The sequence below is a fragment of the Streptomyces sp. NPDC045967 genome, from assembly GCF_056430495.1.
Genome location: NZ_JBWKLE010000013.1, coordinates 81321 through 104265, shown reverse-complemented (window position 1 = coordinate 104265; position 22945 = coordinate 81321). Strand labels below are relative to the sequence as shown.

The 22945-nt window shown below is 73.5% G+C and carries 23 protein-coding genes; 11 read left to right on the top strand and 12 right to left on the bottom strand.

The window, feature by feature from the left end; genetic code table 11:
- Window positions 1-158: 158 nt before the first annotated feature.
- Window positions 159-1730 carry a glycosyltransferase family 39 protein gene (locus AC07FY_RS23635; RefSeq protein WP_479009264.1) on the bottom strand — a complete coding sequence of 524 codons (1572 nt, stop codon included), beginning with the start codon at window positions 1728-1730 and terminating at the stop codon, window positions 159-161.
- 407 nt (window positions 1731-2137) lie between these two features.
- On the opposite strand from AC07FY_RS23635, the gene AC07FY_RS23630 reads away from it, so the two are divergent.
- Entirely contained in the window at window positions 2138-2755 is a 618-nt protein-coding gene (locus AC07FY_RS23630) for a hypothetical protein (RefSeq protein ID WP_479009262.1), read from the top strand.
- Window positions 2756-2841: 86 nt separating this feature from the next.
- Here the strand turns inward: AC07FY_RS23630 and AC07FY_RS23625 are convergent, their stop codons facing one another.
- The 3 genes from AC07FY_RS23625 to AC07FY_RS23615 all read right to left on the bottom strand — a co-directional run bounded on the left by AC07FY_RS23625 (window position 2842) and on the right by AC07FY_RS23615 (window position 5487).
- On the bottom strand, window positions 2842-3306 hold the full coding sequence (locus tag AC07FY_RS23625) for a hypothetical protein (RefSeq protein WP_479009260.1): 465 nt from the start codon (window positions 3304-3306) through the stop codon (window positions 2842-2844).
- Window positions 3307-3903: 597 nt separating this feature from the next.
- Window positions 3904-4440 (bottom strand): NUDIX hydrolase family protein, encoded by a 537-nt coding sequence (locus AC07FY_RS23620; RefSeq protein ID WP_479009258.1) that lies wholly within the window; start codon window positions 4438-4440, stop codon window positions 3904-3906.
- A gap of 351 nt (window positions 4441-4791) precedes the next feature.
- Entirely contained in the window at window positions 4792-5487 is a 696-nt protein-coding gene (locus tag AC07FY_RS23615) for an esterase/lipase family protein (RefSeq protein WP_479009427.1), read from the bottom strand.
- 287 nt (window positions 5488-5774) lie between these two features.
- On the opposite strand from AC07FY_RS23615, the gene AC07FY_RS23610 reads away from it, so the two are divergent.
- A complete protein-coding gene (locus AC07FY_RS23610; RefSeq protein WP_479009256.1) occupies window positions 5775-6887 on the top strand; it encodes a hypothetical protein in 1113 nt (370 codons plus the stop codon).
- A 127-nt stretch (window positions 6888-7014) separates the two neighbouring features.
- Here AC07FY_RS23610 and AC07FY_RS23605 read toward each other — a convergent pair whose 3' ends face one another.
- Both AC07FY_RS23605 and AC07FY_RS23600 read right to left on the bottom strand, forming a co-directional pair.
- Window positions 7015-7242: a hypothetical protein gene (locus AC07FY_RS23605; protein WP_479009254.1), complete on the bottom strand. Its 228-nt coding sequence runs from the start codon at window positions 7240-7242 to the stop codon at window positions 7015-7017.
- A gap of 100 nt (window positions 7243-7342) precedes the next feature.
- The gene (locus tag AC07FY_RS23600) at window positions 7343-7843 is read right to left on the bottom strand and encodes a MarR family winged helix-turn-helix transcriptional regulator (protein WP_479009252.1); all 501 of its coding nucleotides are present in this window, start codon (window positions 7841-7843) and stop codon (window positions 7343-7345) included.
- A gap of 107 nt (window positions 7844-7950) precedes the next feature.
- Between AC07FY_RS23600 and AC07FY_RS23595 the strand changes: the two genes are divergently transcribed.
- From AC07FY_RS23595 to AC07FY_RS23565, 7 genes are all read left to right on the top strand, one after another.
- On the top strand, window positions 7951-9129 hold the full coding sequence (locus tag AC07FY_RS23595) for a PP2C family protein-serine/threonine phosphatase (protein WP_479009250.1): 1179 nt from the start codon (window positions 7951-7953) through the stop codon (window positions 9127-9129).
- Between the two features lie 110 nt (window positions 9130-9239).
- Window positions 9240-9776 carry a MarR family transcriptional regulator gene (locus AC07FY_RS23590; RefSeq protein ID WP_479009248.1) on the top strand — a complete coding sequence of 179 codons (537 nt, stop codon included), beginning with the start codon at window positions 9240-9242 and terminating at the stop codon, window positions 9774-9776.
- A 295-nt stretch (window positions 9777-10071) separates the two neighbouring features.
- The gene (locus AC07FY_RS23585) at window positions 10072-11304 is read left to right on the top strand and encodes a PP2C family protein-serine/threonine phosphatase (protein ID WP_479009246.1); all 1233 of its coding nucleotides are present in this window, start codon (window positions 10072-10074) and stop codon (window positions 11302-11304) included.
- Window positions 11305-11408: 104 nt separating this feature from the next.
- Window positions 11409-13016 carry a sensor histidine kinase gene (locus AC07FY_RS23580; RefSeq protein ID WP_479009424.1) on the top strand — a complete coding sequence of 536 codons (1608 nt, stop codon included), beginning with the start codon at window positions 11409-11411 and terminating at the stop codon, window positions 13014-13016.
- A complete protein-coding gene (locus tag AC07FY_RS23575; RefSeq protein WP_479009244.1) occupies window positions 13016-13474 on the top strand; it encodes a response regulator in 459 nt (152 codons plus the stop codon). Before AC07FY_RS23580 ends, AC07FY_RS23575 begins: the two co-directional genes overlap by 1 nt.
- Window positions 13475-13577: 103 nt before the next feature.
- Window positions 13578-13946 carry an STAS domain-containing protein gene (locus AC07FY_RS23570; protein ID WP_479009243.1) on the top strand — a complete coding sequence of 123 codons (369 nt, stop codon included), beginning with the start codon at window positions 13578-13580 and terminating at the stop codon, window positions 13944-13946.
- Between the two features lie 303 nt (window positions 13947-14249).
- The gene (locus AC07FY_RS23565) at window positions 14250-15521 is read left to right on the top strand and encodes a phospholipase D-like domain-containing protein (protein ID WP_479009241.1); all 1272 of its coding nucleotides are present in this window, start codon (window positions 14250-14252) and stop codon (window positions 15519-15521) included.
- Window positions 15522-15560: 39 nt separating this feature from the next.
- On the opposite strand, the gene AC07FY_RS23560 is transcribed toward AC07FY_RS23565, so the two are convergent.
- The 4 genes from AC07FY_RS23560 to AC07FY_RS23545 form a co-directional block, all read right to left on the bottom strand.
- Complete coding sequence (locus tag AC07FY_RS23560; RefSeq protein ID WP_479009239.1) at window positions 15561-16007, bottom strand: ATP-binding protein; 447 nt, start codon at window positions 16005-16007, stop codon at window positions 15561-15563.
- 270 nt (window positions 16008-16277) lie between these two features.
- On the bottom strand, window positions 16278-16652 hold the full coding sequence (locus tag AC07FY_RS23555) for a VOC family protein (RefSeq protein ID WP_479009237.1): 375 nt from the start codon (window positions 16650-16652) through the stop codon (window positions 16278-16280).
- Between the two features lie 150 nt (window positions 16653-16802).
- Entirely contained in the window at window positions 16803-18188 is a 1386-nt protein-coding gene (locus AC07FY_RS23550) for a serine/threonine-protein kinase (protein WP_479009235.1), read from the bottom strand.
- Between the two features lie 159 nt (window positions 18189-18347).
- Window positions 18348-18989 carry a hypothetical protein gene (locus AC07FY_RS23545; protein WP_479009233.1) on the bottom strand — a complete coding sequence of 214 codons (642 nt, stop codon included), beginning with the start codon at window positions 18987-18989 and terminating at the stop codon, window positions 18348-18350.
- Window positions 18990-19273: 284 nt separating this feature from the next.
- On the opposite strand from AC07FY_RS23545, the gene AC07FY_RS23540 reads away from it, so the two are divergent.
- Window positions 19274-20563 (top strand): NAD(P)/FAD-dependent oxidoreductase, encoded by a 1290-nt coding sequence (locus tag AC07FY_RS23540; protein WP_479009231.1) that lies wholly within the window; start codon window positions 19274-19276, stop codon window positions 20561-20563.
- Here AC07FY_RS23540 and AC07FY_RS23535 read toward each other — a convergent pair.
- Window positions 20538-20990 (bottom strand): VOC family protein, encoded by a 453-nt coding sequence (locus AC07FY_RS23535; protein WP_479009229.1) that lies wholly within the window; start codon window positions 20988-20990, stop codon window positions 20538-20540. The genes AC07FY_RS23540 and AC07FY_RS23535 overlap by 26 nt on opposite strands.
- A 298-nt stretch (window positions 20991-21288) precedes the next feature.
- On the opposite strand from AC07FY_RS23535, the gene AC07FY_RS23530 reads away from it, so the two are divergent.
- On the top strand, window positions 21289-22104 hold the full coding sequence (locus AC07FY_RS23530) for a hypothetical protein (protein ID WP_479009227.1): 816 nt from the start codon (window positions 21289-21291) through the stop codon (window positions 22102-22104).
- On the opposite strand, the gene AC07FY_RS23525 is transcribed toward AC07FY_RS23530, so the two are convergent.
- Entirely contained in the window at window positions 22098-22751 is a 654-nt protein-coding gene (locus AC07FY_RS23525; RefSeq protein ID WP_479009225.1) for a hypothetical protein, read from the bottom strand. The two genes, AC07FY_RS23530 and AC07FY_RS23525, sit on opposite strands and share 7 nt — an antisense overlap.
- Window positions 22752-22945 lie beyond the last annotated feature (194 nt).

Genomic DNA, 22945 nt, shown 5'->3' with positions numbered 1-22945 from the left:
GCCAGGGGTACGGCCGGGGCCCCGCAGGGTGGTGCCGCCGACCCCGGCGACGGCACCCAGCAGGACTTCGCCGCCCACGGGGAACAACGCCCCGGAGGAGGAGCACGGCCCCCTCGGCGACCCGCTGTGACGCCTGGCGCGGGCGGGGGGGAGCGGGGTTAGCGCACGCGCTCGACCAGGGTGACCTGGAGGGCGCCGACCCGGGTGGTGTGCACCACCTCGTAGTGGTCCCTGAGCGCCTTCTCCTGGTCCGGAGGGAACGCGTGGTAGGGGTTCGACGTCCCGCTCCAGGTGACGACCCACACCCTGCGGATACCGGCCAGGCACGGGGCGGGACGGCTGCACTCGGTGGGGAAGAGGTCATGGCTCTCCACGGCCGAACGCTCGACGAAGACGTCCTTCGGCTGCCGGTGCGCGGGCAGGTAGTACTGGACCATCGGACCGAACATGAACAACCGTTCATCGCGCCCACCGACCGGGGCCAGGGCGTCGCCGGGCCGGTAGCCCTCGGCGATGACGGCGGCGGCCCGCTTGCCGTCGGCCGGACCCTTGGAGTGCTCGGTCCGCAGCTGCCGTTGGTGGCTGAGGCCCAGCGCCATCAGGAGCACCAGGCCGGTGATGCCGAGCGGCCGCGGGCGCAGCGCACCGAGACCGGCGGCTGCCAGCACGGCCCAGGCCGGGAGGGTGAAGAGCAGATAGCGGTCGAGGAAGTAGGAGCTGCCGTTCTGGGAGACGAGCCAGGCGGCAGGGATCGGCAGCGCCGCCACCAGGGCCAGTTCCGCCGCCGGTCGGCGGCCGTGCGGCCAGGCCAGTGGCAGCGCGGCGGCCGCCAGCAGGGCGTAGGAGACGGCCGGCGAGAGGGACAGCGTGCTCCACAACCCGGCGAAATCGGCGAGGTGCGGAGGGTGCAGCCAGCCGATCTGTCGCCCCGTCTGGCGCCGGGCGACCACGATCAGGGGGAGCAGCGGCAGCAGCGAGGCGAGGACGGTCAGCGCGTAGCCGGCGGGCAGGCGCCAAGTGCGCGCCCCCCACCAGCGTCCGAGGACGATCAGCGCGTGGGGCAGCAGAACGAGCAGCGAGACGATGTGGAAGAACCCCGCACAGGTCACGGCTGCCCCGTACGGCAGCCAGCGCAGGGCGGTCGGCCGCTGCAGCGCCCGGATCAGCAGCCAGGTGGCGGCGGCCACGGCCAGCGTCACGAACGCGTAGGCACGGGCCTCCTGTCCGAACTTCGATATCGCGGGGATCGCGGCGAAGAGCACGCCGGCGAGGAGTGCGGTGCGGCGGTCGAACAGGGTACGGCCGGTCAGCACCACGAACGCGGCCGCACCGGCCATGGCCAGGGCGGAGGGCATCCGCAGCATCGCCGGGGAGTCGCCGAAGACGGACACCCAGGCGTGCAGGACCAGGTAGTAGGCACCGGAAGCGGCGTCGACGTTGCCCAGCATGGCGAGGAGGTCGCCGGGGCTGCGCACGGCGGCGCTCCAACTGGCGAGTTCGTCCCGCCAGAGCAGAACGGTGCCGCTGCCGGCGCAGGAGAGCGCGAACGTCACCACGGCCGCCCAGAGCGGATCGAACCGCGCGGGCACCCCGGCCCGGCCGGCGCCCGCGCGGCGCGCGATCCCGGCGTCGGGGCGCCCGTCGCGGGGGTCGGGTCGCCCGTCACCGGGATCGGGAGACCTGGGGACGCCGGGCTCACCGGCGCCCGTGGCCAGCGGCGAAGACTTCACCGGCGCGCTCCGTCCGGTCGGCGCGAGCCGCGCTTCCCGGGCGGGACCGGGGTCAGCGGGGTACGCGCCCGGGCCGTGCCCGCGGCGCCGCCCCGATCGCCGTTCACGCGGCGGGGGTCACACGCGTCCATCACTGGAAGCACCTCATGGGAGTCGGCCGACAGTGCGCAGTCCGCAGTGTGCCAGCACCCGTCCCGGGCCGTACCGCCGCCCCGGGTCCCCTCAGCACCCCCCGCCGACCCGGCCTCGAGCGGACCTCTCGGCGCAGGCGTTCCCGGCTGTGTCCAGGGGCCGCGTCCCGGACCCCCGACCCCGAGACGGTCCGGTACAACGTGCCCGCCGTGTAGGGGAGTTGTCAGGGTCTTCACCGATGGTGGCGCCACCGGCCCGATCGGCAGGGTGGGGCCATGACAGAACGAGCAGCACGACTCACCCGGTTCTCCCTTGTCGCGGGGCCCCTCCTCCTCCTGGTGTACGGGTCGGTCCGCCTCCTGGTCGAGGGGTCGAGGGAGCCCGGTGCGGCTTGGATCACCGGGCACTTCGCCTTCCTCTTCGGCCTGTTGTTCTTCGGGGTGATCTGCGAGGGCTTGCGCCGGACGGTGGCCGCGGGAGCCGGGCCGGTCAGGCAGCGGATGGCCCGTGCCGGGGCGTTGGTCGCCCTGGTGGGCGTGGCCGCGTCCACCGCCCAGGCCGTGATCGACCTCTACGCGGGTTTCCGTGCCGCCGACAGACCGGAGATGAGGGAGATCTTCGCCCGCGTCCAGGACGTGCCCGGCGTGCTGCCGGTCGTGTACACCGTCGTCCCGGTCTTCTTCTACCTGGGCGTGATCACCCTGCTCGCCCTGCTCCGGGGCGCCGCGGCCGTCCGCTCTCTGGTGCCCTTCGTCCTCGGCACGGCTGCGATGGCGGTGGATCTGGACTTCCTGCCGATCGGCGGCCTCTGCTACCTGCTGGCGTTCGTCCCCCTGCGCCGCCTCATCACCGGTCCCCGGGCCGCCGGGGGCGCCGACGCGGTCGCGGCGTGAGCCTGCTGTCCGCGCTAGGTCCTGGCGTCGAAGCAGCGGGGGCCGGGCGGGACTTTGACGACGGGACCCAGGGGCCGGTCCACCGGTCAGTCGCGGCCTCCCCCCGCGCCGTCGAGGGCGGTGACGGCGCCGCCGCCGGCGAGGGTGCCCGTCAGGGACACCGGCCCGTCCGGACCGGACCACGGGGCCGCCAGGGTGCGCTCGGCGGCAGCGGCTCGGACGGCGCCGGCCGCCGTGATCCCGGTGACCTGCCGGCTTCCGGCGGCGAGCAGGTACCAGCGGCCCGCCGGCGAGCGCCAGCGGAAGCCTGCGAGCAGGTGCTGTCCGAACCGGCCGCAGGCCGCCGTGGACCGGGCCCGCGCCACGTCCTGAGGGGCTGCGCCGTCGAGGCGCAGCCGTACCACGACATCGCCGGGCCCGGCCCAGCCGGATGCCCGCGTACAGGACCAGACGGCGCGTCCGGCGCCGTCGGGCAGGTGCGAGGCCGCGAAGTCCCAGATGTTGACGGCCCGGTACGCGCCGCCGCGCAGTTCGCCCAGCCGGCAGGCCACGGGCGCCCCAGGCCGCACGGGCCTCGGCCCCGCTGGCCTCGCGCGGCTGGCGGGCGGGGACGGCGCCCGGGCCGTCCGGCAGTGGGGTGTAGGTCAGGTGTGCCGGGGACAACGCGCCGAGAGCCGTACCAGCCGCCGACGGGTCCTGCGTGTCCTGGCCCGTCCTCGAACTCACCTCCTCCGCGCGCATCGTCGAGAAGCACTCCTTCGTCCTCACGGAGCCGGGGCGGTGACTCCGTCGCCGGCCACGGCGAGTTCGCGGCCCGCGTCACCCGCCCGCAGCAGGTCGCGCAGGGTGGCTCGGGCGATCCAGGGGGCGAGCAGGTAGCGGGCCGAGTCCCCGCCGGGGGCGCGGGACAGCGTGAGGGCGGCCGCTGTGGTGACCCCGGCGTCGTCGGTCCGGGTGATCTCCAGGGTACGGCCGCCGGCTCCGATGGCGCTCTCGCCGTAGCGCGCGACGCGGTCCGCGTCGCAGCAGCACCACCGCGCGGCCGTCCAGCTCGGGCTCGGGTCGCGGCAGGGGTCTCGCGCCGCCCGGCTTTCCGCGAGCCCGCCCGGCAGTCGTCTGCCGGGCGGGCTCCTGTGGCGGAGGGTCTTCTAGTAGACGTGCCCGGCGTGCGCGAGTGCCTGCTTGAGCAACACCCCTTGCCCGCCCGGCATCTCGTTCTGCACGGCCGGGGAGGCCGCCTCCTGCGGGCTGAACCAGACCAGGTCCAAGGCGTCCTGGCGCGGACGGCAGTCGCCGGCCACGGGCACGAGGTAGGCGAGGGACACCGCGTGCTGGCGCGGGTCGTGGTAGGAGGTCACGCCCGCCGTGGGGAAGTACTCGGCGACGGTGAAGGGCTGGAGGGAAGCGGGGACCCGCGGCAGGGCCACCGGGCCCAGGTCCTTCTCGAGGTGGCGCAGCAGCGCGTCGCGGACGCGTTCGTGGTGCAGAACGCGGCCGGACACCAGGGTGCGGCTGACCGTTCCGTCCGGACCGATGCGCAGCAGCAGCCCGATGTCGGTCACCTCGCCGCTGTCACTGACGCGTACGGGTACGGCTTCGACGTACAGGATCGGCATGCGCGCCCTGGCCGTTTCCAGCTCGTCCTTGCTCAGCCAGCCGGGTGTGGTCTCGGTCGTGTCGGACATTGCTTGATCATACTTTCCCACGGCGCCCGGGCACAGGACCCGTGCACCGATTGGAATGCGCAGGTTCGTTCGGAGACCGCCTGCGACCCGCTTGAATCGGTACCCACCTGCGTCCGAAAGCGGCCGTCGCAGAGCGGAGACCGCTCGACGGCCACAGGCGGCACCCCCGGGGGGAGGGGAGTGCCGCCTGCTGTCACCCGCCGCTGCGGGACCCGTCTCCAGGAGGTCCCGCATCGTCATGGACGCGTGTTTCCCGGGCCGGCCCCTTCAAACCCGGCTCGTACGAACTTCTCACCGGCCTTCCGCAACAGCCCGCCGGGCGACGGGGAGAACCGGCCGGCCGCCCCGGCCTCAGCTGCCTTCCGGCGCGACGTACTGCCGGACTTCCTGGTAGACGATCGGATCGACGGGGAAGGCGGTGTGCTGCAGGCAGGACGTCTTGTTGTTGAGCGCGCCTTCGAGCACCACCGTGCCCTCCGGCCTGACGATGCTGTCGCAGGAGGAGCGCCAGGTCGCGTAGCGGGGGGCTCCGGGTGTCTCGTCCCCGGCGTTCAGCTCGTCGAGGAACACCGATCCGGGACGCATCTCCGCGCAGGAGGCCCCGCCGCACAAGTACGCCGCGTCCGTGCCGTGGTTGGGGCCCGCCAACGACACCCAGGCGTCGACCTTGTGGTCTCCGGCGAGGTTCTTGAGGTAGTGGCGGGAGGAGAGGCTGCCCATGGAGTGCGTGACGAGGTCGACGCGGGAGGCGCCCGTGGCCGCCAGCACGCGGTCGACCACCCTCGCCAGCTGGGAGGCGGTCGTCGCGTTGGACTGGTTGGTGGGATAGCTCCACCGGTGGAGGCGGTCGGCGGGCCAACCGTCGCCGCGGAAGCGGTCGGCCATGGTGTTCCAGGTTGAACCGTCGCTGTTCCAGCCGTGGACGAAGACGACCGGATCGGGCAGGGGAGCCGCCTGCGCGACCCCCGCGTGCGCGGCCACCGTGGGGACGGTCAGCGGGAAGAGGGCGAGGGAAGCGAGGGCGAGGGCGCGGGACGCGTGCCGCATGCTGAAGTTCACAGGCAGCGTTGTAGCCTCGGCCCCCTCGCCCGGCGGCGATGCGCGCCGCCCGTCACCCGCCCGGCCCACCTGCTTCACCCGAGGAACGTTTCCCCAGCTCAGTGCCGTCCGACCGCCGAGCGGTCGACCGGAGTGGATCCCGGACGGGACAAGGGGACGCACCCGTTTGCTTGCCCCCATTGGTGGAGTCCTGCGAGCTGTTGCACCGTTACCAGGAGTGAACGTCTGTTCGCGACGTTGTACCCGCACGGTCCTGCATTCGGACGGAGCGATCCATGAGTGACGACGCCACACCCGACGCCACGCCCGGCGTCATACCCGAGGCCCTGCCCGAGGCCCTGCCCGACGTCGAAGCCGATGCCGGGAACGAGCCGGCCCCGGAGCGGGAGACGCCGGCCCCGCCCCCCGCACCGGTCCCGCCGGCCTCCGCACCCGCCGCCTCCCCCTCGGCGGGAGAGGGCGCGGACGGGGAGGCCGCCGGGGCACCGGACGAGTCGCCGAGCGACGCCGCCGCCAGCTTGCGCACGCTGCTGGAGACGGCCGTGACCCGTCGCTCCGTGGGGGAGGTGGCCGATCTGGTGACGCTGCTGCGCGGCACCGGCCAGATGCCCGACGCGGCGGACCAGGCCCTGCGGGCCGCCGCGGTCAGCCGCCCGATCGAGGACGTCATCTCGCTCGCCGCCCTCCTCTCGGGCGAGGACGACCCGCAGATCCGGCCGGGCCGGGCGCCCCAGGTCCCTCAGGAGCCCGAGCCCGAGCCCGAGCTCCGGCCCCGCCCCCGGCCCCGGAAGCGTCGCGCCCAACCCCCGCCGCGGAAGGCGTCGCAGACCGAGGCGACCGCGGCCGGCCGGGTGCTGCGGTGGCCGGTCGCGGTGGCCCTGGCCCTCTCCGCGCTCCTGTACCTGCCTCGCCACCCCTCGCAGCTGCTGGCCGCGGCCAGCCCGTCGGTTTGGCTCCTGCTGGCCTTGGCCGGCGGGTGCCTGGGCCTCGCCGGGCTGATGGCCTTCGGCGACCGCGCCTGGGTGTGGTCGGCCACGACCGCGACCGGTATCGGACTGGTACTGGTCCACGTCCTCGCGAGCGTGCTGGACCTCCATCCCCTGGGCAATGCGGTCGGGGGGCTCCTGCCCTGGCCCACCGGCGCCGCGATGCTCGTGGCGGGGCTCACGGCGGTCCTGTCGGTGATGGCCCTGCTCTACCGCTCGGAACGGGCAGGGCTCCCGCCCGTACCCGGCCTACCGCCCGTACCCGGCCTACCGCCCGTACCCGCCCTTCCGCCCGTACCCGGCCTACCGCCCGTCGACCCCGCCGAAGCGGCGCTGACCCCGCTGTACGGGCCGCCGCCGACGGCCCCTCCCGCGAACGAAGCGGATGCCCCGGCCCCGTGAGGCGGCCGGGGGCACGCCGACCCCGCGCGACCGGGCCTGCGCACGACGACGCGAGGCGCGCCGGAGGGCCACCCGCCCCCGGCGGCCTCGGCATGTCGGCACCGGCGTCAGGCCCGGGTGGGGATCTTCATCCCGGGTCCGGCTCCTGGTGCCACGCGGCCGGGCCGCCCCCGCGCCATTCGATGAGGCCCGCGCCGTAGGGGGCGGCGTCGTCCGGGTCGAGACCGGCCCGGCGGAGGAACTCGAGGACGTCACTCGGGCCGAAGGCGCGACCGAGGATCTCGCCGTCGCAGCGGACCCGGCGCCCGCCCTCCGCGTCGGGAGGGTAGACGACCACACGCAGATCAGGGCTCATCCCTCCACCGTGCGGGCGCCGGCCCGTTCCAGCACCCCGAGCAGCACCCCGAGCACGGCGCCGGGCCGAAGTACGGCCGGCAGGTGCCCCGGGCGCCGCGTCAAGCCGTCCGGGGAGCGGGCGTCTGCCGGCGCGGCAGCCTCAAGGGGCCCGGGACCGCCGTGCAGAACTCGGCCAGGCCCGCCGCCAGGGCCGCCCGGCCGTCGGGCGACATCGCGTCCATCGCCTGGGCCAGGGCCTCCTGCCTGCTCGCGCGCAGCCGCTCCAGGTACGCCCCTCCGGCGGGCGTCAGCCGGAGCAGCACCTCGCGCCGGTCGCCCGGGCCCGGGTGCCGGTCGACGAAGCCGACGGCCTGCAGGCGGTCGCAGAGCCGGGAGACCGACGGCGGGGCCGCCTCGAGCAGCCTGCCGAGCTCCCGCAGGTTCATCTCGCCGTACCCGTCGATCAGGAACAGCACCCGCGCCTGGGCCGAGGAGACGGGCGGGGCGCTGACGGTGTCGCGGCTCCGCTCCCAGACCACCTCCAACAGCTCGATCAGCTCGCTCATCTCCGCTGTGGCCGCCGTGACGGGCCGGGGGGAGCCGATCGGCCGCTGACTCATGTGACACTCCCTACCGGGCCTACGCGCTGCCCTTCCCCGGTGGACCCGAGGACGGTGGTTCCGTGGGCCCCATCTTGGCAGTTGTGAGAGAGGAAGGTACCGGTCCGGTGGCCGTGAGCGACGGAGTGGAGCGCACGTTGCGGGGCGCGGCCCCGCACGAGCTGTTCGAGAAGGTGCGCGCCCTCCTGTCCCGGGACCACGGGGCGCGGGACGCCGAGCTGCTGATGGCGGACTACGCCTCGGCCCTGCTGCAGCCCGTGACGGCCCGTCCCTTCACCGCCGAGCCCGTGTCGGCGTACACCGGTTCCGTGGGCCGGGCCTACGGCTCCCAGGAGCCGTACGTGGCGGAAGGGGCCGGCGGGGTCACCGTCCACCTGCCGGTGAGCGTGCGCGGCGACCGCCTCGGCGTCCTGAGCATCCACTTCGCACGGGACGCCTACACCTCCGCACGGCTCGGCCCGCTGCGGGAGCTGGCGGACGCACTGGCCCACGAGATCCTCGTCGCGGACCGCGACACCGACGTCTTCCTCCAGGCCAGGCGGGCCAGACGGCTCACCCTGGCCGCCGAGATGCAGTGGCAGCTGCTGCCCGGGCGCGCCTGCTCCCGCTCCGAGTACGAACTCGGGGGACAGCTGGAGCCCGCCTACGCCATCTTCGGCGACGGGTTCGACTGGTCGTCCGGCGCCGACCACCTGACGCTGACCGTCAACAACGGCATGGGCGAGGGCATCGAGGCGGCCCTGCTGACCAACCTCGCCGTCAGCGCCCTGCGCAACGCCCGGCGGGCCGGCCTCGGCCTCGCCGACCAGGCGGCGCTGGCCGACCAGGCGGTGTACGGCCAGTACCAGGGGAGACTCCACCTGGCCGTGCTGCTGCTCCGCTTCTGCCTGCGGACCGGCGAGGTCGAGGTGATCGACGCCGGCTCGCCCCGGCTCTGGCGCCTGCGCGGGGGCGCGCTGGAGCCGGTGGTGCTGGAGGCGCAGCTGCCGCTGGGCATGTTCGAGGACACCGTCTACACCTGCCAGCGCCTTCGGGTGCTGCCCGGGGACCGGCTGTTCTTCCTGAGTGACGGCGTGTACGACGTCCTGTCGCCGGCCGGGGAGGCATACAGCGAGCACGCGCTGACCCGGGCCGTCATGAGCACCCGGCTGCTGCCCCCGGCGCAGGTGCCCCGGGCCCTCCTGGAGGAGCTGGCCGGCCACCGGGGCGGCATCGCGGCCGTCGACGACGCCATGGTCCTCTGCCTGGACTGGCACGGGCGGCCGGAAGCCCCGGGCCCGGCCTGATCCGAGGACACCGCCAGGGAACCGCGGGTACGGGTCGCGGCCGGCCGGCCGGACGCGCGGCAGCGCGACCCGTAGGCGCCGCCGGTCCGGGAGAGTGGCACAGTGGTGGCATGTCCCGTACCGCTCGTACCGGCGCTCGCGAGGACCCGGCGGAAGCCCTGGGGGCGACGGCGGAGCTCCTCGCGGTGCTGCACGCCCGAGGCCAGGACGGAACGGCCCCCGCCGTCTCCCCGGCGCAGCGGCGGGCGCTGCTGGCCGTCGAGGGCGCCGAGGGCATCAACCTGACGGCCCTGGGCGCCGTGCTCGGCTCCCGCCCGCCGTCGGTGACCCGGCTCTGCGACCGCCTGGAGGCCATGGGGCTGCTGACCCGCACGCCGCACCCCAGCAGCAGGCGCGAGGTGGGACTGCGCCTGACTCCGCGGGGCCGGGCGCTGCTGGACGAACAGCGGGCCATCCGGCTGCGTGAGCTGTCGGCGGTGCTCGACCGTATGGCGCCGGAAACGGTGAACGCGCTGGTGACGGGTTTGGCGGCGTTCCGGGTGGCAGCCGCGGAGCTGTTCCCCGCCGATCCGCTCGCCGACACGGGCCGGGGCGCCGCCGGCACGGGCCACGGGCCGGACACCGCGCCGGCCGTGGACAGCGCCTGACGGCGGCGAGCAGGCGTGGGGGCGGGCGGGGAGGCGGACAGCTCCTCGGGGAGCGAGCGGCACCGCCTGCGACGCGGTGTCGGGGCCGGGGTCTGAGCCCGGCGACGATGGCAGAATCATTGAGGTGCTAAAATATTGCCTTACGGCAAATATTCGATCTACGCTTGCCCCGACGCAACCAGGCGTCCGTCGGCGTCCGCGTACAGCGGGAAGAAGGGACAATCGCGACGCCATGGGGAGCACCCTCGGGCTGGATACCCACTACCCAGCCGTCCGCACGTCCACGCAGCCTGCCGTGAATTCGCCCCGGCAGGCTTCCTCCGGTGAACCGGACGATTCCGTGGCGTTGTGGAACGGCCTGCCACCTTACGTGCTGCTCATCGAGGACGACGAGGGCGACGCCCTGCTCGTCGAGGAGCTCGTCGAAGACAGCGGGATCGACGTCCGCCTCGGCCGGGCGCGCTCCCTCGCGCACGCCCTCGACCTCTTGGCGGCCGAGGCGCCCAGTTGCGTCCTGCTCGACCTGCACCTGCCCGACGCCCAGGGCCTGGACGGCCTGAAGAAGGTGCTCACGGTGTCCGCCGAAGCCGCCGTGGTCGTCCTGACCGGCCTGTCGGAGGAACAGGCGGGCCTGTCCGCAGTGGCGGCCGGCGCCCAGGACTACCTGGTCAAGGGCCGTCTGGAACCCGACGTCTTCATGCGGGCCATCCGCTACGCGATCCAGCGCAAGCGGACCGAGCTGGCAGCCGTCGCCCTGGAGTCGAGCAGACTCCGGGCCGAGGAGAACGCGCGCCTCGAACGCGGCCTGCTGCCGACGCCGCTGCTGCGCGACGACCCCGCCGACGCGGTCCGCGTCTGCGCTCGCTACCACCCCGGACGATCCCAGACCCTGCTCGGCGGGGACTTCTACGATGTCGTCCAGACCCCCGACGGAGCCACCCACGCGGTCGTCGGCGACGTCTCGGGCCACGGCCCGAGCGAGGCCGCGCTCGGCGTGTGCCTGCGCGTGGCCTGGCGGGCCTTCGTCATGGCCGGGGCGCGTGGCGCCGAGCTGCTCGGGCTGCTGGAGCGGATCCTGCTGGCGGAGCGCTCCGGCCCTGAGATCTTCGCCACGCTGGTCGCCCTCACCCGGCCTTCCGGCACCTCCGCCGTCTCGGTGCAGCGCGCCGGGCACCCCGGCTTCCTGCTGCGCTCCGCCGCCGGCGTGGAGCTGCGGACCGTACCCGGAGGGCCCGCGCTCGGAATCCTGCCCGGCGGGGGCGGCGACTGGCCCGTCACCGACGTGCCCGTGGAACCGGGCGGCGCCGTGATGCTCTTTACCGACGGCCTGATCGAGGGGCGCATCGGGCCCGGCTCCGACCGCCTCGACGAAGCCGGTCTCCTGGAGATCGCCCGCCGCCACACCGACCTGCCCGCCGAAGCCTTCGTCGACTCCCTCATCCAGGCGGCGCAGGGCCTCGCCGCGGACTGGGGCGGCCTCGCCGACGACGTCGCCGTACTCCACCTCGAATGGAACCTCCCGACGTGACCTCCTCCACACCGACACCCGAACCGGCCCGAGACCGGGCCGCGCGGCGCCAGGGGTTCAGCCTGCGGGCCTGGCTGACCGCGGTGCTGGTCGTGCTGGCCCTGATGGTCGTCGGCACGGGCGCCCTCGGAGCCGCCCTGCTCTCGGGCACCACCACGGCCGGGAACCGGCTCGTCGACGGGATCCTGCCCGCCCAGCGGGACGCGCTGCGCCTGGAGACGGCCCTCCTGGACCAGGAGACCGGCATCCGCGGCTACCTGCTGGCGGGAGAGCCGGGCCTGCTGGAGCCGTACGAACGGGGTCTGGCGAACGAGCGCACGGCCGCCCAGCACCTGTCGACGGTCCTGCACGGCGACGCCCGGGTCCGCGCCGACCTGGCGGCGGTGCAGGAGGCCGCCCGCACCTGGCGCGACGAGTTCGCCATCCCCGCCATCACCTCGGTGGACGGCGGCGGCCCCCGGCCCTCGCTCCAGACGGGGAAGGACCGCTTCGACGAGCTCCGCCGGCGCATCGACGCGCAACAGGCCCACCTGGACCGCATGCAGGCCGACGCCCGCACCACGTTCGGGGACGCGCGCACGCAGCGCGACCGCATCCTCCTGGCGATAGCCGTGGGCTTCCTGCTGGCCGGCGCCGCCCTGGCGGTCCTGCTCCAGGTCGGCGTGCTGAGGCCGCTCGCCGTGGTGCGGACGGCCTCGCAGCGCGTCGCGAACGGTGCCTTCGACGAAGCGATCCCGCTGCGCGGCCCCGCCGACCTCAAGGCCCTGGCCGGCGCCGTGGAGGCCATGCGGCACCGCACCGTCGCCGAGCTGACCGCTTCCCGGCGCACCACCGACGAGCTCAACCGCACGGCCGCGGAACACGACGTACAGGCGGCGGAACTGCGTCGCTCCAACGCCGAGCTGGAGCAGTTCGCCTACGTGGCCTCGCACGACCTGCAGGAGCCGCTGCGCAAGGTGGCGTCCTTCTGCCAGCTCCTGGAGAAGCGCTACGGGGACCAGCTCGACGAACGCGGCACCCAGTACATCGCCTTCGCCGTGGACGGCGCCAAGCGGATGCAGGTGCTGATCAACGACCTGCTGACCTTCTCGCGCGTCGGCCGCGTGCAGGACGCGCGCGAGACGGTGGACCTGGACGGCTCCCTGGACCGGGCGCTGCGCAACCTGACCGCCGCCCTGGAGGAGAGCGACGCCGAGATCACCCGGCCCGAGCACCTCCCGGACGTGGTGGGCGATCCCACGCTCCTCACGATGCTCTGGCAGAACCTGCTGGGCAACGCCGTCAAGTTCCGGTCGCCCGACCGCACTCCGCGGGTCCGGGTCGAGATGGTCGACGACCCCGACGCGGAACCGGGGTACCGCACCTTCGCCGTCGCGGACAACGGCATCGGCGTGCCGGCCGAGTTCGCCGACAAGGTGTTCGTCATCTTCCAGCGGCTGCACGCCCGCGAGACGTACGGGGGGACCGGCATCGGTCTCTCCCTCTGCAAGAAGATCGTCGAGCACGCCGGCGGCCACATCCGGATCGACACCGCGTACGAGGGCGGCACGCGGATCGTCTTCACGCTGCCCGTCTCCGAATCCCCGGACGCGGCCGAGAGCACGGCCGGGACCGCACCCGGCACCTCAGCCGACGGCGCCGCGGCCCCGACCGCCGACGGCGCCCCCGACTCCGTGCCGGCCCCCGTCGCACCCACCGAAGGAACCCGCTGATGAGCACCCCTGACCACCGGCCCCAGGCCACCCCCGCCGAAGTCCTGCTGGTCGAGGACGACGCGGGCGACGAGCTGATGACCCGCGAGGCCTTCGAGGACAACAAGATCGGGAACCGGCTGCACGTGGTGCGGGACGGCCTGGAGGCGCTGGACTTCCTCTACCGCCGCGGCGCGCACACGGACGCGCCCCGCCCGGACCTGATCCTCCTCGACCTGAACCTGCCCAAGTACGACGGCCGGCAGGTGCTCGAGCAGATCAAGACCGACCCGGAGCTGAGCCACATCCCCGTGGTCGTGCTCACCACGTCGGCCGCCGAGGAAGACATCCTGCGCAGTTACAAGCTCCACGCGAACGCCTACGTGACCAAGCCGGTCGACCTCGACCAGTTCGTGCGGGCGATCCAGCGCATCGACGACTTCTTCATCACCGTCGTCAAGCTGCCCCGCACCAGGTGAGTGCCACAGGGGAACGAAGCGGCCCGGAACGGGGCGGGCCGGAGCAGGGCACGCCGGAACGGGGCGGACCGGAGCAGGGTGGAAGAACGTGGGGAAGACGGGCATGAACAAGGAAACGCAAGGCCCCGCGGCACGCAGCCGCGTCGAGACGCGATCGGACGGGGACGTCCGCATCGTGGTGATGGCGGGGGAGTTCGACATGGACACCGTGGCCCCGCTGCGGATCGCCATGGACCCCCGGGCACCCGGTGTCACCCGGTTCGTTCTGGACGTCGCCGAGGTCACCTTCGTCGACTCGATCGCGCTCAGCATCATGCTGCAGCCGGCCCTGGACCGGCCGGTGATCCTCGCGGGGACGGTGCCGCCCCGCCTGGCCCGCGTCCTGGAGATCACCGGCGCCGACCGGGCGTTCGGCGCCGCGCCCAGCGTGGCCGAGGCCACGACCATGATCATCCCGCCCCGCCGCGGCTGAGCCCCCGGACGTTTGCGACGACGGATTTCCGGCCATACGGGCACTCGGACACTGTTCGGCATCCGTCGAGGTCCCCGATCCGTACGGGTCGGGGACCTCGGCGTGCGCAAGGGAGGGGACTCGCATGACCACACCGGAGGAGGACAGACCGGCGGCCGGGACCGGCGCCCACCGGGCACGCGGCGTCGCCGTCGGACGTCCCCCGGACGGAGCGTGAGGCGCCTCCCCCCCCGGGGAGGCCGACGGGCGGCAGCCCGACCCGTATCCGTCCGATCCGCCCGTCCTCAGCCAAGGAGCACCGTCATGACGACCGACACCACCCCCACCGCCGTCACCGGCACCGAAGCCGCCCGAAGGGACGCGTCCCGAAGCGGAGACGGAGCCGGATCCCGGGCGGACGCCGCCCCCGCCGGCTCACCGGACGAGCGCATCCGCCGCATCCGACGCCGCCTGGAGCGGCTGATCGGCATCGCCGCGACCGAGGGCAACTCCGTACGCCCGCTGCGCAACGGCGACGAGATATTCGCCGCCATGCTGGACGCCATCGGCTCCGCCCGCCACACCATCGACATGATGACCTTCGTGTACTGGAAGGGCGACATCGCCCGCCGGTTCGCCGAAGCGCTGGCCGAGCGCGCCGCCGACGGAGTGCGGGTGAGGCTGCTCCTGGACGGGTTCGGCAGCCGGCTGATCGAGAAGGAACTGCTGGACCGGATGAGCGCGGCCGGGGTGGACATCGCCTGGTTCCGCAGACCCGTGTTCCTCTCCCCGCTCAAGCAGAACCACCGCTGCCACCGCAAGGTCCTGGTCGTCGACGAGCAGACCGCCTTCACCGGGGGAGTGGGCATCGCCGAGGAATGGTGCGGTGACGCACGCAACCCGAACGAGTGGCGCGACACCCACGCCGAGGTCCGCGGCCCGGCCGTCGACGGGGTCGCCGCGGCCTTCGCCCAGAACTGGGCGGAATGCCACCCCGAACTCTTCGATGCACGCGACCGCTTCGTGGAGCACGAGCCCGCCGGCTCCGCCGTCATCCAGGTGGTCCGCGGGTCGGCCGCCTTCGGCTGGCAGGACATGCAGACCCTGATCCGGGTGATCCTCGAATCGGCGGAGGAGCGCGTGCGCCTGGCGACCGCCTACTTCGCGCCCGACGAGTACTTCGTCGAGCTGCTGGCCGCCACCTCCCGGCGCGGCGTCACGGTCGAGATCCTGCTGCCCGGCCCGCACACCGACAAGCGGGTGTGCCAACTGGCGGGGCAGCACCACTACGAGACGCTGACCGCCGCAGGTGTGCGCATCTACCAGTACCAGCCGACGATGATGCACGCCAAGATCATCACCATGGACGGCGTGGTCTCCCTCATCGGCTCGACGAACTTCAACCGCCGCTCGCTCGACCACGACGAGGAGGTCATGCTCGCCGTGATGGACCCGGACTTCACCCGGACCCTCGACGAGCACTACGACCAGGACCTCGAGGCCAGTACGCGGATCGCCGCACAACGCTGGATGCGCCGATCGGTCCTGCAGCGCGCGAGGGAGCTCTCGGTGCAGCCGCTGCGCCGTTTCCTGTGAGCCGCTGGAGGGGCGGAGGAGACGGGGGGCGCGGGGGAGTCAGCCCAGGCGCAGGACGGCGGTGACCGTCTTGCCGCCGGGGCCCGTCCGGCAGTCCACGCGTTCCGCGAGGCGCTGCACCAGCGGCCACCCGTAGCCGCCGGGGCGCTCGGCCGTACCCGTCCGGGAGACCGGGAGCAGGGGGCTGCCGTCGCCGACCGACAGGCGCAGGACGCCGTCGGCGGCCTCGGCCCGGAAGACGGTGACGCCGCCCCCGTGGCGGATCGCGTTGGTGACGAGCTCCGAGGTGACCAGCAGGGCGTCCGAGGCGGTGACGCCGTCGAGGCCGACGCCGGCCCGCAGCAGGACCTCTCCGACCCGGTCGCGGGCGGCGGCCGCGGACTCCGGCGGGCGGGCGGGCCGCTGCCCGGGCACCACGGCCGAGTCGGCCGCCGGTGCCGGGGTGTTCACGGCATCGGCGGGGAAGCGGACCAGGCGACCTCGCACAGCCGCCGCACCACCCCGGAGCGCCCTACCGGCGCGGGCGGGTGCGCTCTGGGGGTCCGTGCCTCCGCGCGGGCTGACGACTGCCGCGCTTCGATCGATGGTCGTCGTGACGACCGCTTCGTTTCCGGTCACCCCGCCATCCTCCTACACCGCGAGTCGGTGGGGACAACGAGGTCACCTTTGGCGCCACCAAACACGACCGGTGCGTGCGCCGGAGCCGGTGGCCCCCGCCCCGTCCGCTCGGCGCCCACCGGCCGCTCACCCCCTGTATCAATGGAGGCAGAGGCAGAAGGGGTGGCCGGCCGGGTCCGCGTAGACCCGCCAGTTGGCGTCCGGGCGGACCTGGTCGGTCCGCTCGAGCACGGTCGCGCCGAGCGCGAGCGCCCGCTCTTCGTCCGCATCGAGATCGTCCACGTCGAAGTCCAGATGGACCTGCTGCGGATGCTCCTGGCCGGGCCACTGGGGCGGTCGGTAGCCCTCCACCCGCTGGCACGCCAGCGCCGTTCCCTCGAATCCGTGCACCTCGACCCAGTCGGGATCCTTCGGATCCGCCACCACCCGGCCACCGAGCAGGTCGGCATAGAACTGCGCGAGTCGTTCGGGATCCGCGCAGTCCAGCGCGATCGCCTGCAGCTTTCGAATCACTCCTGCACCCCTCGTCGCTCCATGGTTTGCGTGTCACTTCCGTACCGGACACGTGATACCCATCGCGGAGACCGCCATGCACGGCGGTGGCGCACCGGGAGCACTCGGCCCCGGACGGCCGCCGCCCGCGGGCCCCCGCCGACGCGGGCGCTACTTGCGCCGCTTCTTCCCTTCGCCCTTCACCTCGCGCTCCTTGTCCTTGCCGGGCGGTCGCCGGCCTTCCGTCGGAGCCCAGCGGGCGGGGGAGGCCGAGGAGGGGCGGTCGGAGTCCGTTTCCGCCGGTGCAGCGGGGCGCGAGGTCGCACTCACCGGTACGGGCTGGTCCGCGGGCGCCGCGGGCGCCGCGGGCGTCTGCGGCGTCTCGGGCGTCTGCGGCGTCTCGGGCGGGGGCGAGGGGCGCGCAGCCGCCTCGGGCGTCGTCGAGCGACTGCCGGGGGATGCGAGGGGCGAGGCGGTCGCCCCTACGAGCAGCAGGGCCGCACCGGTCACACCTGCCGCCATCAGGCCCATCTCGGCCGTACGGCTCCGGGGCCGACGCCTCCTGCCCGCGAGAAGGCTCGGCGCCCGATGCAGGGGGGCGGGTGCCCGGTGGGTGTCCGTGATCGGCGTCAGGGGGGCGGCGGCACGCGGCGGCACCGGCACCGTGCCCAGCGCCGTGCCCGGGTCCGGCGCCGCCGTGCCCGCGCTCGTCGCCGCGCCCGCAGCCGGCGCCGCGTCGACGGTCCGAAGGGTCAGGTGTATCCGGGCGGCGTCGGGCCGGGCCCGCGGGTCCTGATCGGTCATCGCCTTCAACAGGCGTACCAGAGCAGCCGGCAGATGCTCGGGCACCTGCGGCGCACGCAGCAGCGGGGCGACCCCCACCTCGACCGGCGTTCCCAGGTACTCGCGGACGCCGGTGAGTGCCTCCAGCAGCGTCAGGCCCAGCGCATAGACGTCGCTGGCCGTGCCCGCCCCCTGACCGAGGAGCTGTTCGGGGGCCATGTAGGGGAGGGTCCCGACGAGCGTGTCCTGCTCGCTGCGCGTGTGGTCGCCGACCGGCCGGGAGAGCCCGAAGTCGGCGAGGAAGGGCGAACCGTCGTCCCCGAGGAGGATGTTGGACGGTTTGATGTCCCGGTGGATGATGCCGTGCGCGTGCACGTGGTCGAGAGCGGACGCGATCTCCGCGCCGAGCCGGATCACATGGACGGGGGCGAGGGGGCCGGCACTGATCCGCGTCCGCAAGGTGGTGCCGGGTATCAACTCCGTGACGATGTAGGACCCGCCCCCGGCGCGGCCGGTGTCGTACACGGTGACCAGGGCGCGGTGGGAGAGCCGCGCCAGTATCTGCGCCTCGTCGCAGAAGCGTTCGTCCGTGACGGCGTCTGCGTCCGGCCGGAAGACCTTGACCGCGACCTCGCGCCGCAGGACCTGGTCGAGGGCCCGGTACACATCGGCCGTCCCCCCGGAGCCTATGAGGGCCTGGAGCCGGTATCGGTCACCCAGCAGCGAGCCGGTCCGGATCTGCGCGGCGTGGGCTGAGCTTCGGCGCGCGGGCATGCGCAACCTCCTCGACTGGCTGGCAGTACGCCGCGTTTACCCCCCGGACGGCGGCCTACGCAACTCACCTCGTGGCGTGCGCACGGCATCCCGGCCCACCTGCGCCGGGGGGTCGCAGAAGCCTGGCACAAGGGGGGCGGCCTGCGTTGTCGACTCCCGTCAGCGCCGCCGCAGCAGTCCGGCTTCGCGGGCCAACTCGTCCTCGGTTGCCGAGGCCCGCCGGTCGCTCGGCCGGGAGCGGGTCACGTAGCGGAACGGCATGCCGCCCGGCAGGGCGAGCATGCCGCCGAATCGCGTGTCCCCGGCGAACCACACCCGGTCGGCCTGGTGCGCCGGTTGCGGCACGCGCGGTCCGTCCCAGCCCTCACCCGGCGGCGGGAAGGAGCAGTGACTCTGCCCGTCGGGCCCGAGCAGCACGATCCGGTCCTCGTTCGCCCACCGTCGTCCTCCCGCACGCTCTCCCTCGGCCGACACCACCCGCACGCTCCGGCCCGCGCAGGGCCACACCTGCCACCCGTACGTCGCCAGGACACGGCGCTCCTTGCGTCGCGCCCTGCGCCACAGCAGCGTCAGCCCCGCGGTCACCGCCAGCAGCGGGAGCAGTACGGCGAGAGCTGCCACCGATTCCGGCGAGGACGGCCCGCGGGCCGCCAGGACACCGACGAGCAGCGCGCCCTCCACCACGGACGCCAGCACGCCCCACCGCAGTCCCCGCTCGCGTCGGCGGAGCACTTCCTCCACACCGGGGGTGTCCAAGGCCACGCCCGGCATCACCGGGTAACCGAACTCAAGAGCGGACATCGGCGTACTCCGGCTTCACCAGGAACGAGGGGGCACCGATGACGGCCATGCCGCCGCCCCCGAGGCCGAAAGTGTAGACGCGATACCGGCCGGGGCCTACAGGTGCATCCGGTGGACGCGGTCATGGTGAAAGGGGAGCATGGAACGCAAGCAACGGTCCGCCGCCGACCACGCGGCCACCGCGTGCCCCGAACGGCGACTCCGCCGAGCGGAGGGACAGGACCTCGGCAGCGGGAGCGGAGCCCGATGAACCACCGCGCCGAAGGCCCGGCGAGGCGATGAGGATGACATCGATGCGGCCCACCACCCCTGACACCGTCGTCGTGGGCGCCGGGCTCGCCGGCCTGGCCTGTGCCATCGACCTGTCCCGGGCGGGGCTGGACGTCCAGCTCCTCGAGGCGTCCGACCAGGTGGGCGGGCGCATGCGGACCGACCGGCAGGACGGCTTCCTCCTCGACCGCGGCTTCCAGGTGTTCAACACGTCCTACCCGCAGGTCAAAAGGCGGCTCGACCTCCGGGGACTGCGCCTGCGCCCCTTCACGCCCGGTCTCCTCGTGAACACCCCCGCCGGGCCGGTGCGGATCACCGACCCGACGCGAGATCCGCGCTCCGCCGCAGCGCTGCTGCCCGGGCGGTACCTCGGACCCCGCGACCTGCTCGGGCTCGCAGCGCTCACCGCCCGCGACGCCCTGCTGCCGCCGAAGACCCTCAAGCGGCGACCCGACCGCACGACGGCGTCCGCCCTGCAGGCGCTCGGCCTCTCCACGGCGGTGATCGACGAACTGCTCAGGCCGTTCCTCTCGGGCGTGTTCCTGGAGGACGAACTCGAGACGTCCGCCCGCTTCTTCCACTTCGTTTGGCGGAGCATGGTGCGCGGCAGCCTGTGTCTGCCCGCCGAGGGCATCGGCGCCGTGCCCGCCCGACTCGCCGCGTCCCTAGAACCCGGCACGCTGAGGCTCGAAACACCCGTGGCCGTCCTCGAGGAGGACGGCGTCCTCCTCGAGGACGGCTCCGAACTCCCCGCCCGCGCCGTGGTCGTGGCCACGGCCGCTCCCGCCGCCGCCCGCCTGCTGCCCGGCCTCGACGTACCCGACGGCCGCACGGTCACGACGTACCACCACGCCACCACGAGCTCCCCCCTGCGTGAACCCTTGCTGCTGATCGACGCCAGGTACGAGTTCCTCAACACCTGCGTCCTCAGCGAGGTGGCTCCCAGCTACGCCCCGCGGGGAACGGCGCTGGTCTCCACTTCCGTGCTGGGGGCCGACCGGCCGGGCCGGGAGCCCTCCCTGCGGGAGGCGCTGGCCGAGGCGTACGCGGCGGACACCGCCGACTGGCAGCTTGTCGCCGCCCGCACGGTCGCGCACGCACTGCCCGCCATGGCACCGCCCTGGCCGCTGAGCCGCACGACACGGCACAGCCCCGGGCGGTACGTGTGCGGGGACCACCGTGCGACCGGCTCGGTGCAAGGGGCACTGGCCTCGGGCACCCGGGCCGCACGGGAGGTCCTCGCCGACCGTTCGGCACGCGGTTGCCGTACGCGACCGGTCAGGGGCGGGCGTACGGCCGGGTGATGACCTCCATGTTGTGACCGTCCGGATCGTCGAAGTACGCACCGCGACCGCCGAACAGGCGGTTGATGTGACCGGGCTCGGTGTGGCCGGGGTCGGCGTAGTACGTCACCCCGACCGCCTCCAGACGGGCGATCACCGCGTCGAACTGCCCGTCCGGCACCAGGAACGCGTAGTGCTGCGACTGGATCGGTTCGTCGCGCTTCTCGTAGTAGTCCAGTGTCACGCCGTTGCCGAGGTCCACGGGCAGGAAGGGCCCGAACGGAGCCCCGACCTGCAACCCGAGCAGTACGGCCAGGAATTCGGCCGACAGCTGCCGGTCGGTGGCATGGACGACGGTGTGGTTCAGCTGGACTGCGGTGGCCGGCGTCCGGGACTGGTACTCGAACTCGTACTCGTACGCGTCATGGTGCTGGCTTTGGTTCTGCATGGGGTGGTGCCTCCGGGGCTGAATTCGCTGGATGAGGCGCCGCGGTGGGGCGCCGAGCAGAGAAAACCCGGAAGAAGGCGGGGCTCTTGCCCGCCTCGTGCTCACGCCGAGGCCGGGAGCCTCACTCGTGCATGGCCCATGGCCGACCCGGCAGTCACGCGAGAAACCTTAGCCGCGACTGTGGGCTGAGGCAAAGGATGTGCTCGTCACGGGGGGCGCGGCTCCCCGCACCCCCGCGATCGACGCGTACGAAACCAGCGTCTCCATCGAGCATGCGTCGGCTTGTTACGGTGCCTCCATGCCCCCGTCGTCCCGTGACCGCTCCGCTGCCTTGGACCAGTTCGATGCACACCTGGAAGCGCTGTGGGACGGAACGGACGACGCCCCTCCCGGAGAACCGGTCCGAGGGGTCCACCTCACCGGGGACGGGCTCGTCGCGTGGGCCCTCGACCGGCTGCGGGACATCCCCCGCGAACCGAAGGCCGACTTCCGACTCCACGCCGGAACCGTGCTGGCGGAGTTCCGCATGCGCCGCTGCCCCTGGAACGCGGCGGCACTGCGGCTGCTCGATGACACGTACACCTTCGTGGCTGTCGGCCCTCGGCAACACCCCGACTGGGCGCATGACTTCCGTGCCGTACTGAACCGGTCGGTCGCCGACCCCCGGGGGTGGGTCCGGCTGGACGGGGACCGCCTCAACGCCACCCGGCACACGCTGCCCCTGTACCCCTTCGACCCCCCGGAGCCGTCGGAACTGGCCCGGAGCCTTCACCCCCTGGAGGCGGAGGCCGCCGTTGCCGCAGTCGCCATCATGGCCGAGGAGTGGCAGTCGGAGCCCCGGCCCGTCCGCTCCCGGCCGGACCTGGGCGCCGTGCTGGCCGACGCCCGGACCCTGCTCGACCGGTTCGGGCCCGCCGCGAGCTACTGGACCAACGCGACGGCAGCCGCCTCCGACCCGGCCCCGGACTTCCTCGCAGCGGGCCTGCGAGGAACCCGGTCCCACGATTTCCACACCTCCGCGTACGTCGGAGGCGTGGATATCTTGGAGGACCTGGGCGTGATCGCGGTGTCCGCCGAGGAAGTGGGCGTGTTCTGGTCGTTCGGGGCCTACTGACCGTCGTGGTCGGCCACGGCCGCTCGCTGCCCGGTCTGCCGGACGGATTCGTCGTGCCGGGTGCGCCACCGCCACAGCGTGTGCCCCACGAGAACCACGGCGGTGAGGACAGCCAGGACCTGGAGGGTCCGCCACGTGCCCTCGGCGACGGCTCCCGCAGAGGCCGCTTCGACGCGCAAACGCCAGTACGTCTCGTAGAAGGCGATCAGGGGAACGAGCAGACGGAAGGGGAGGCCGCCGACACCAGGAGTCGCGGCCAGGTTCCCGAAGAGCCCCATCGGGGCACCGAACACGAAAGCGGCCATGCCCCAGAGCGCGATTCCCGACCAGGGACTCCCTCCGGTCTGGTGGCCGGACAAGGTCACGCCGACCGGTGTCACCGGGCTCACGTACTTGAGCAGGTAGTAGACGATCACGCCGACGGCCAGCGCCGAAGAGGCCAGCCACGAAGCCTCCGCCTTCGACGGGCGGGCACATCCCACCAGGAAGGCGAAACACGCCCACGACCAACCCCCGCTGAACACCACGCTGATGACGTGGAAGATCGGGCCGGCACCTTTCCCGGAGAGGGCGCCGAGCGCGCCGAGCGCCGCACCCCCGCAGAAGGTTCCGACCGTCGGCACGATGCGGGCATGCGGCAGGTTCACTCTTTTCCGTCCTTCTCCATGTCCTCGGGCCACGGCCATGCGTTCGCATGACGTAGCCAGGGCTGACTACCCGTCCGTCCATGACGAGAACGACGCCGGCCAGACCCGTGTCCGTGGAGGCCGTGTTCCCGGAGCTGGCCGCCTACCGGGCCCGGACGACCCGGCTGCACCCCCGGCCGGGCCGGCCCGGCATG

Bases quoted from the DNA above. Each gene is read 5' to 3' on its own strand.
- AC07FY_RS23630 (WP_479009262.1), top strand. From the start codon at position 2,138: ATGACAGAACGAGCAGCACGACTCACCCGGTTCTCCCTTGTCGCGGGG.
- AC07FY_RS23620 (WP_479009258.1), bottom strand. From the start codon at position 4,440: ATGTCCGACACGACCGAGACCACACCCGGCTGGCTGAGCAAGGACGAG.
- AC07FY_RS23615 (WP_479009427.1), bottom strand. From the start codon at position 5,487: ATGCGGCACGCGTCCCGCGCCCTCGCCCTCGCTTCCCTCGCCCTCTTC.
- AC07FY_RS23610 (WP_479009256.1), top strand. From the start codon at position 5,775: ATGAGTGACGACGCCACACCCGACGCCACGCCCGGCGTCATACCCGAG.
- AC07FY_RS23605 (WP_479009254.1), bottom strand. From the start codon at position 7,242: ATGAGCCCTGATCTGCGTGTGGTCGTCTACCCTCCCGACGCGGAGGGC.
- AC07FY_RS23600 (WP_479009252.1), bottom strand. From the start codon at position 7,843: ATGAGTCAGCGGCCGATCGGCTCCCCCCGGCCCGTCACGGCGGCCACA.
- AC07FY_RS23590 (WP_479009248.1), top strand. From the start codon at position 9,240: ATGTCCCGTACCGCTCGTACCGGCGCTCGCGAGGACCCGGCGGAAGCC.
- AC07FY_RS23580 (WP_479009424.1), top strand. From the start codon at position 11,409: ATGGTCGTCGGCACGGGCGCCCTCGGAGCCGCCCTGCTCTCGGGCACC.
- AC07FY_RS23575 (WP_479009244.1), top strand. From the start codon at position 13,016: ATGAGCACCCCTGACCACCGGCCCCAGGCCACCCCCGCCGAAGTCCTG.
- AC07FY_RS23570 (WP_479009243.1), top strand. From the start codon at position 13,578: ATGAACAAGGAAACGCAAGGCCCCGCGGCACGCAGCCGCGTCGAGACG.
- AC07FY_RS23565 (WP_479009241.1), top strand. From the start codon at position 14,250: ATGACGACCGACACCACCCCCACCGCCGTCACCGGCACCGAAGCCGCC.
- AC07FY_RS23550 (WP_479009235.1), bottom strand. From the start codon at position 18,188: ATGCCCGCGCGCCGAAGCTCAGCCCACGCCGCGCAGATCCGGACCGGC.
- AC07FY_RS23545 (WP_479009233.1), bottom strand. From the start codon at position 18,989: ATGTCCGCTCTTGAGTTCGGTTACCCGGTGATGCCGGGCGTGGCCTTG.
- AC07FY_RS23540 (WP_479009231.1), top strand. From the start codon at position 19,274: ATGACATCGATGCGGCCCACCACCCCTGACACCGTCGTCGTGGGCGCC.
- AC07FY_RS23535 (WP_479009229.1), bottom strand. From the start codon at position 20,990: ATGCAGAACCAAAGCCAGCACCATGACGCGTACGAGTACGAGTTCGAG.
- AC07FY_RS23530 (WP_479009227.1), top strand. From the start codon at position 21,289: ATGCCCCCGTCGTCCCGTGACCGCTCCGCTGCCTTGGACCAGTTCGAT.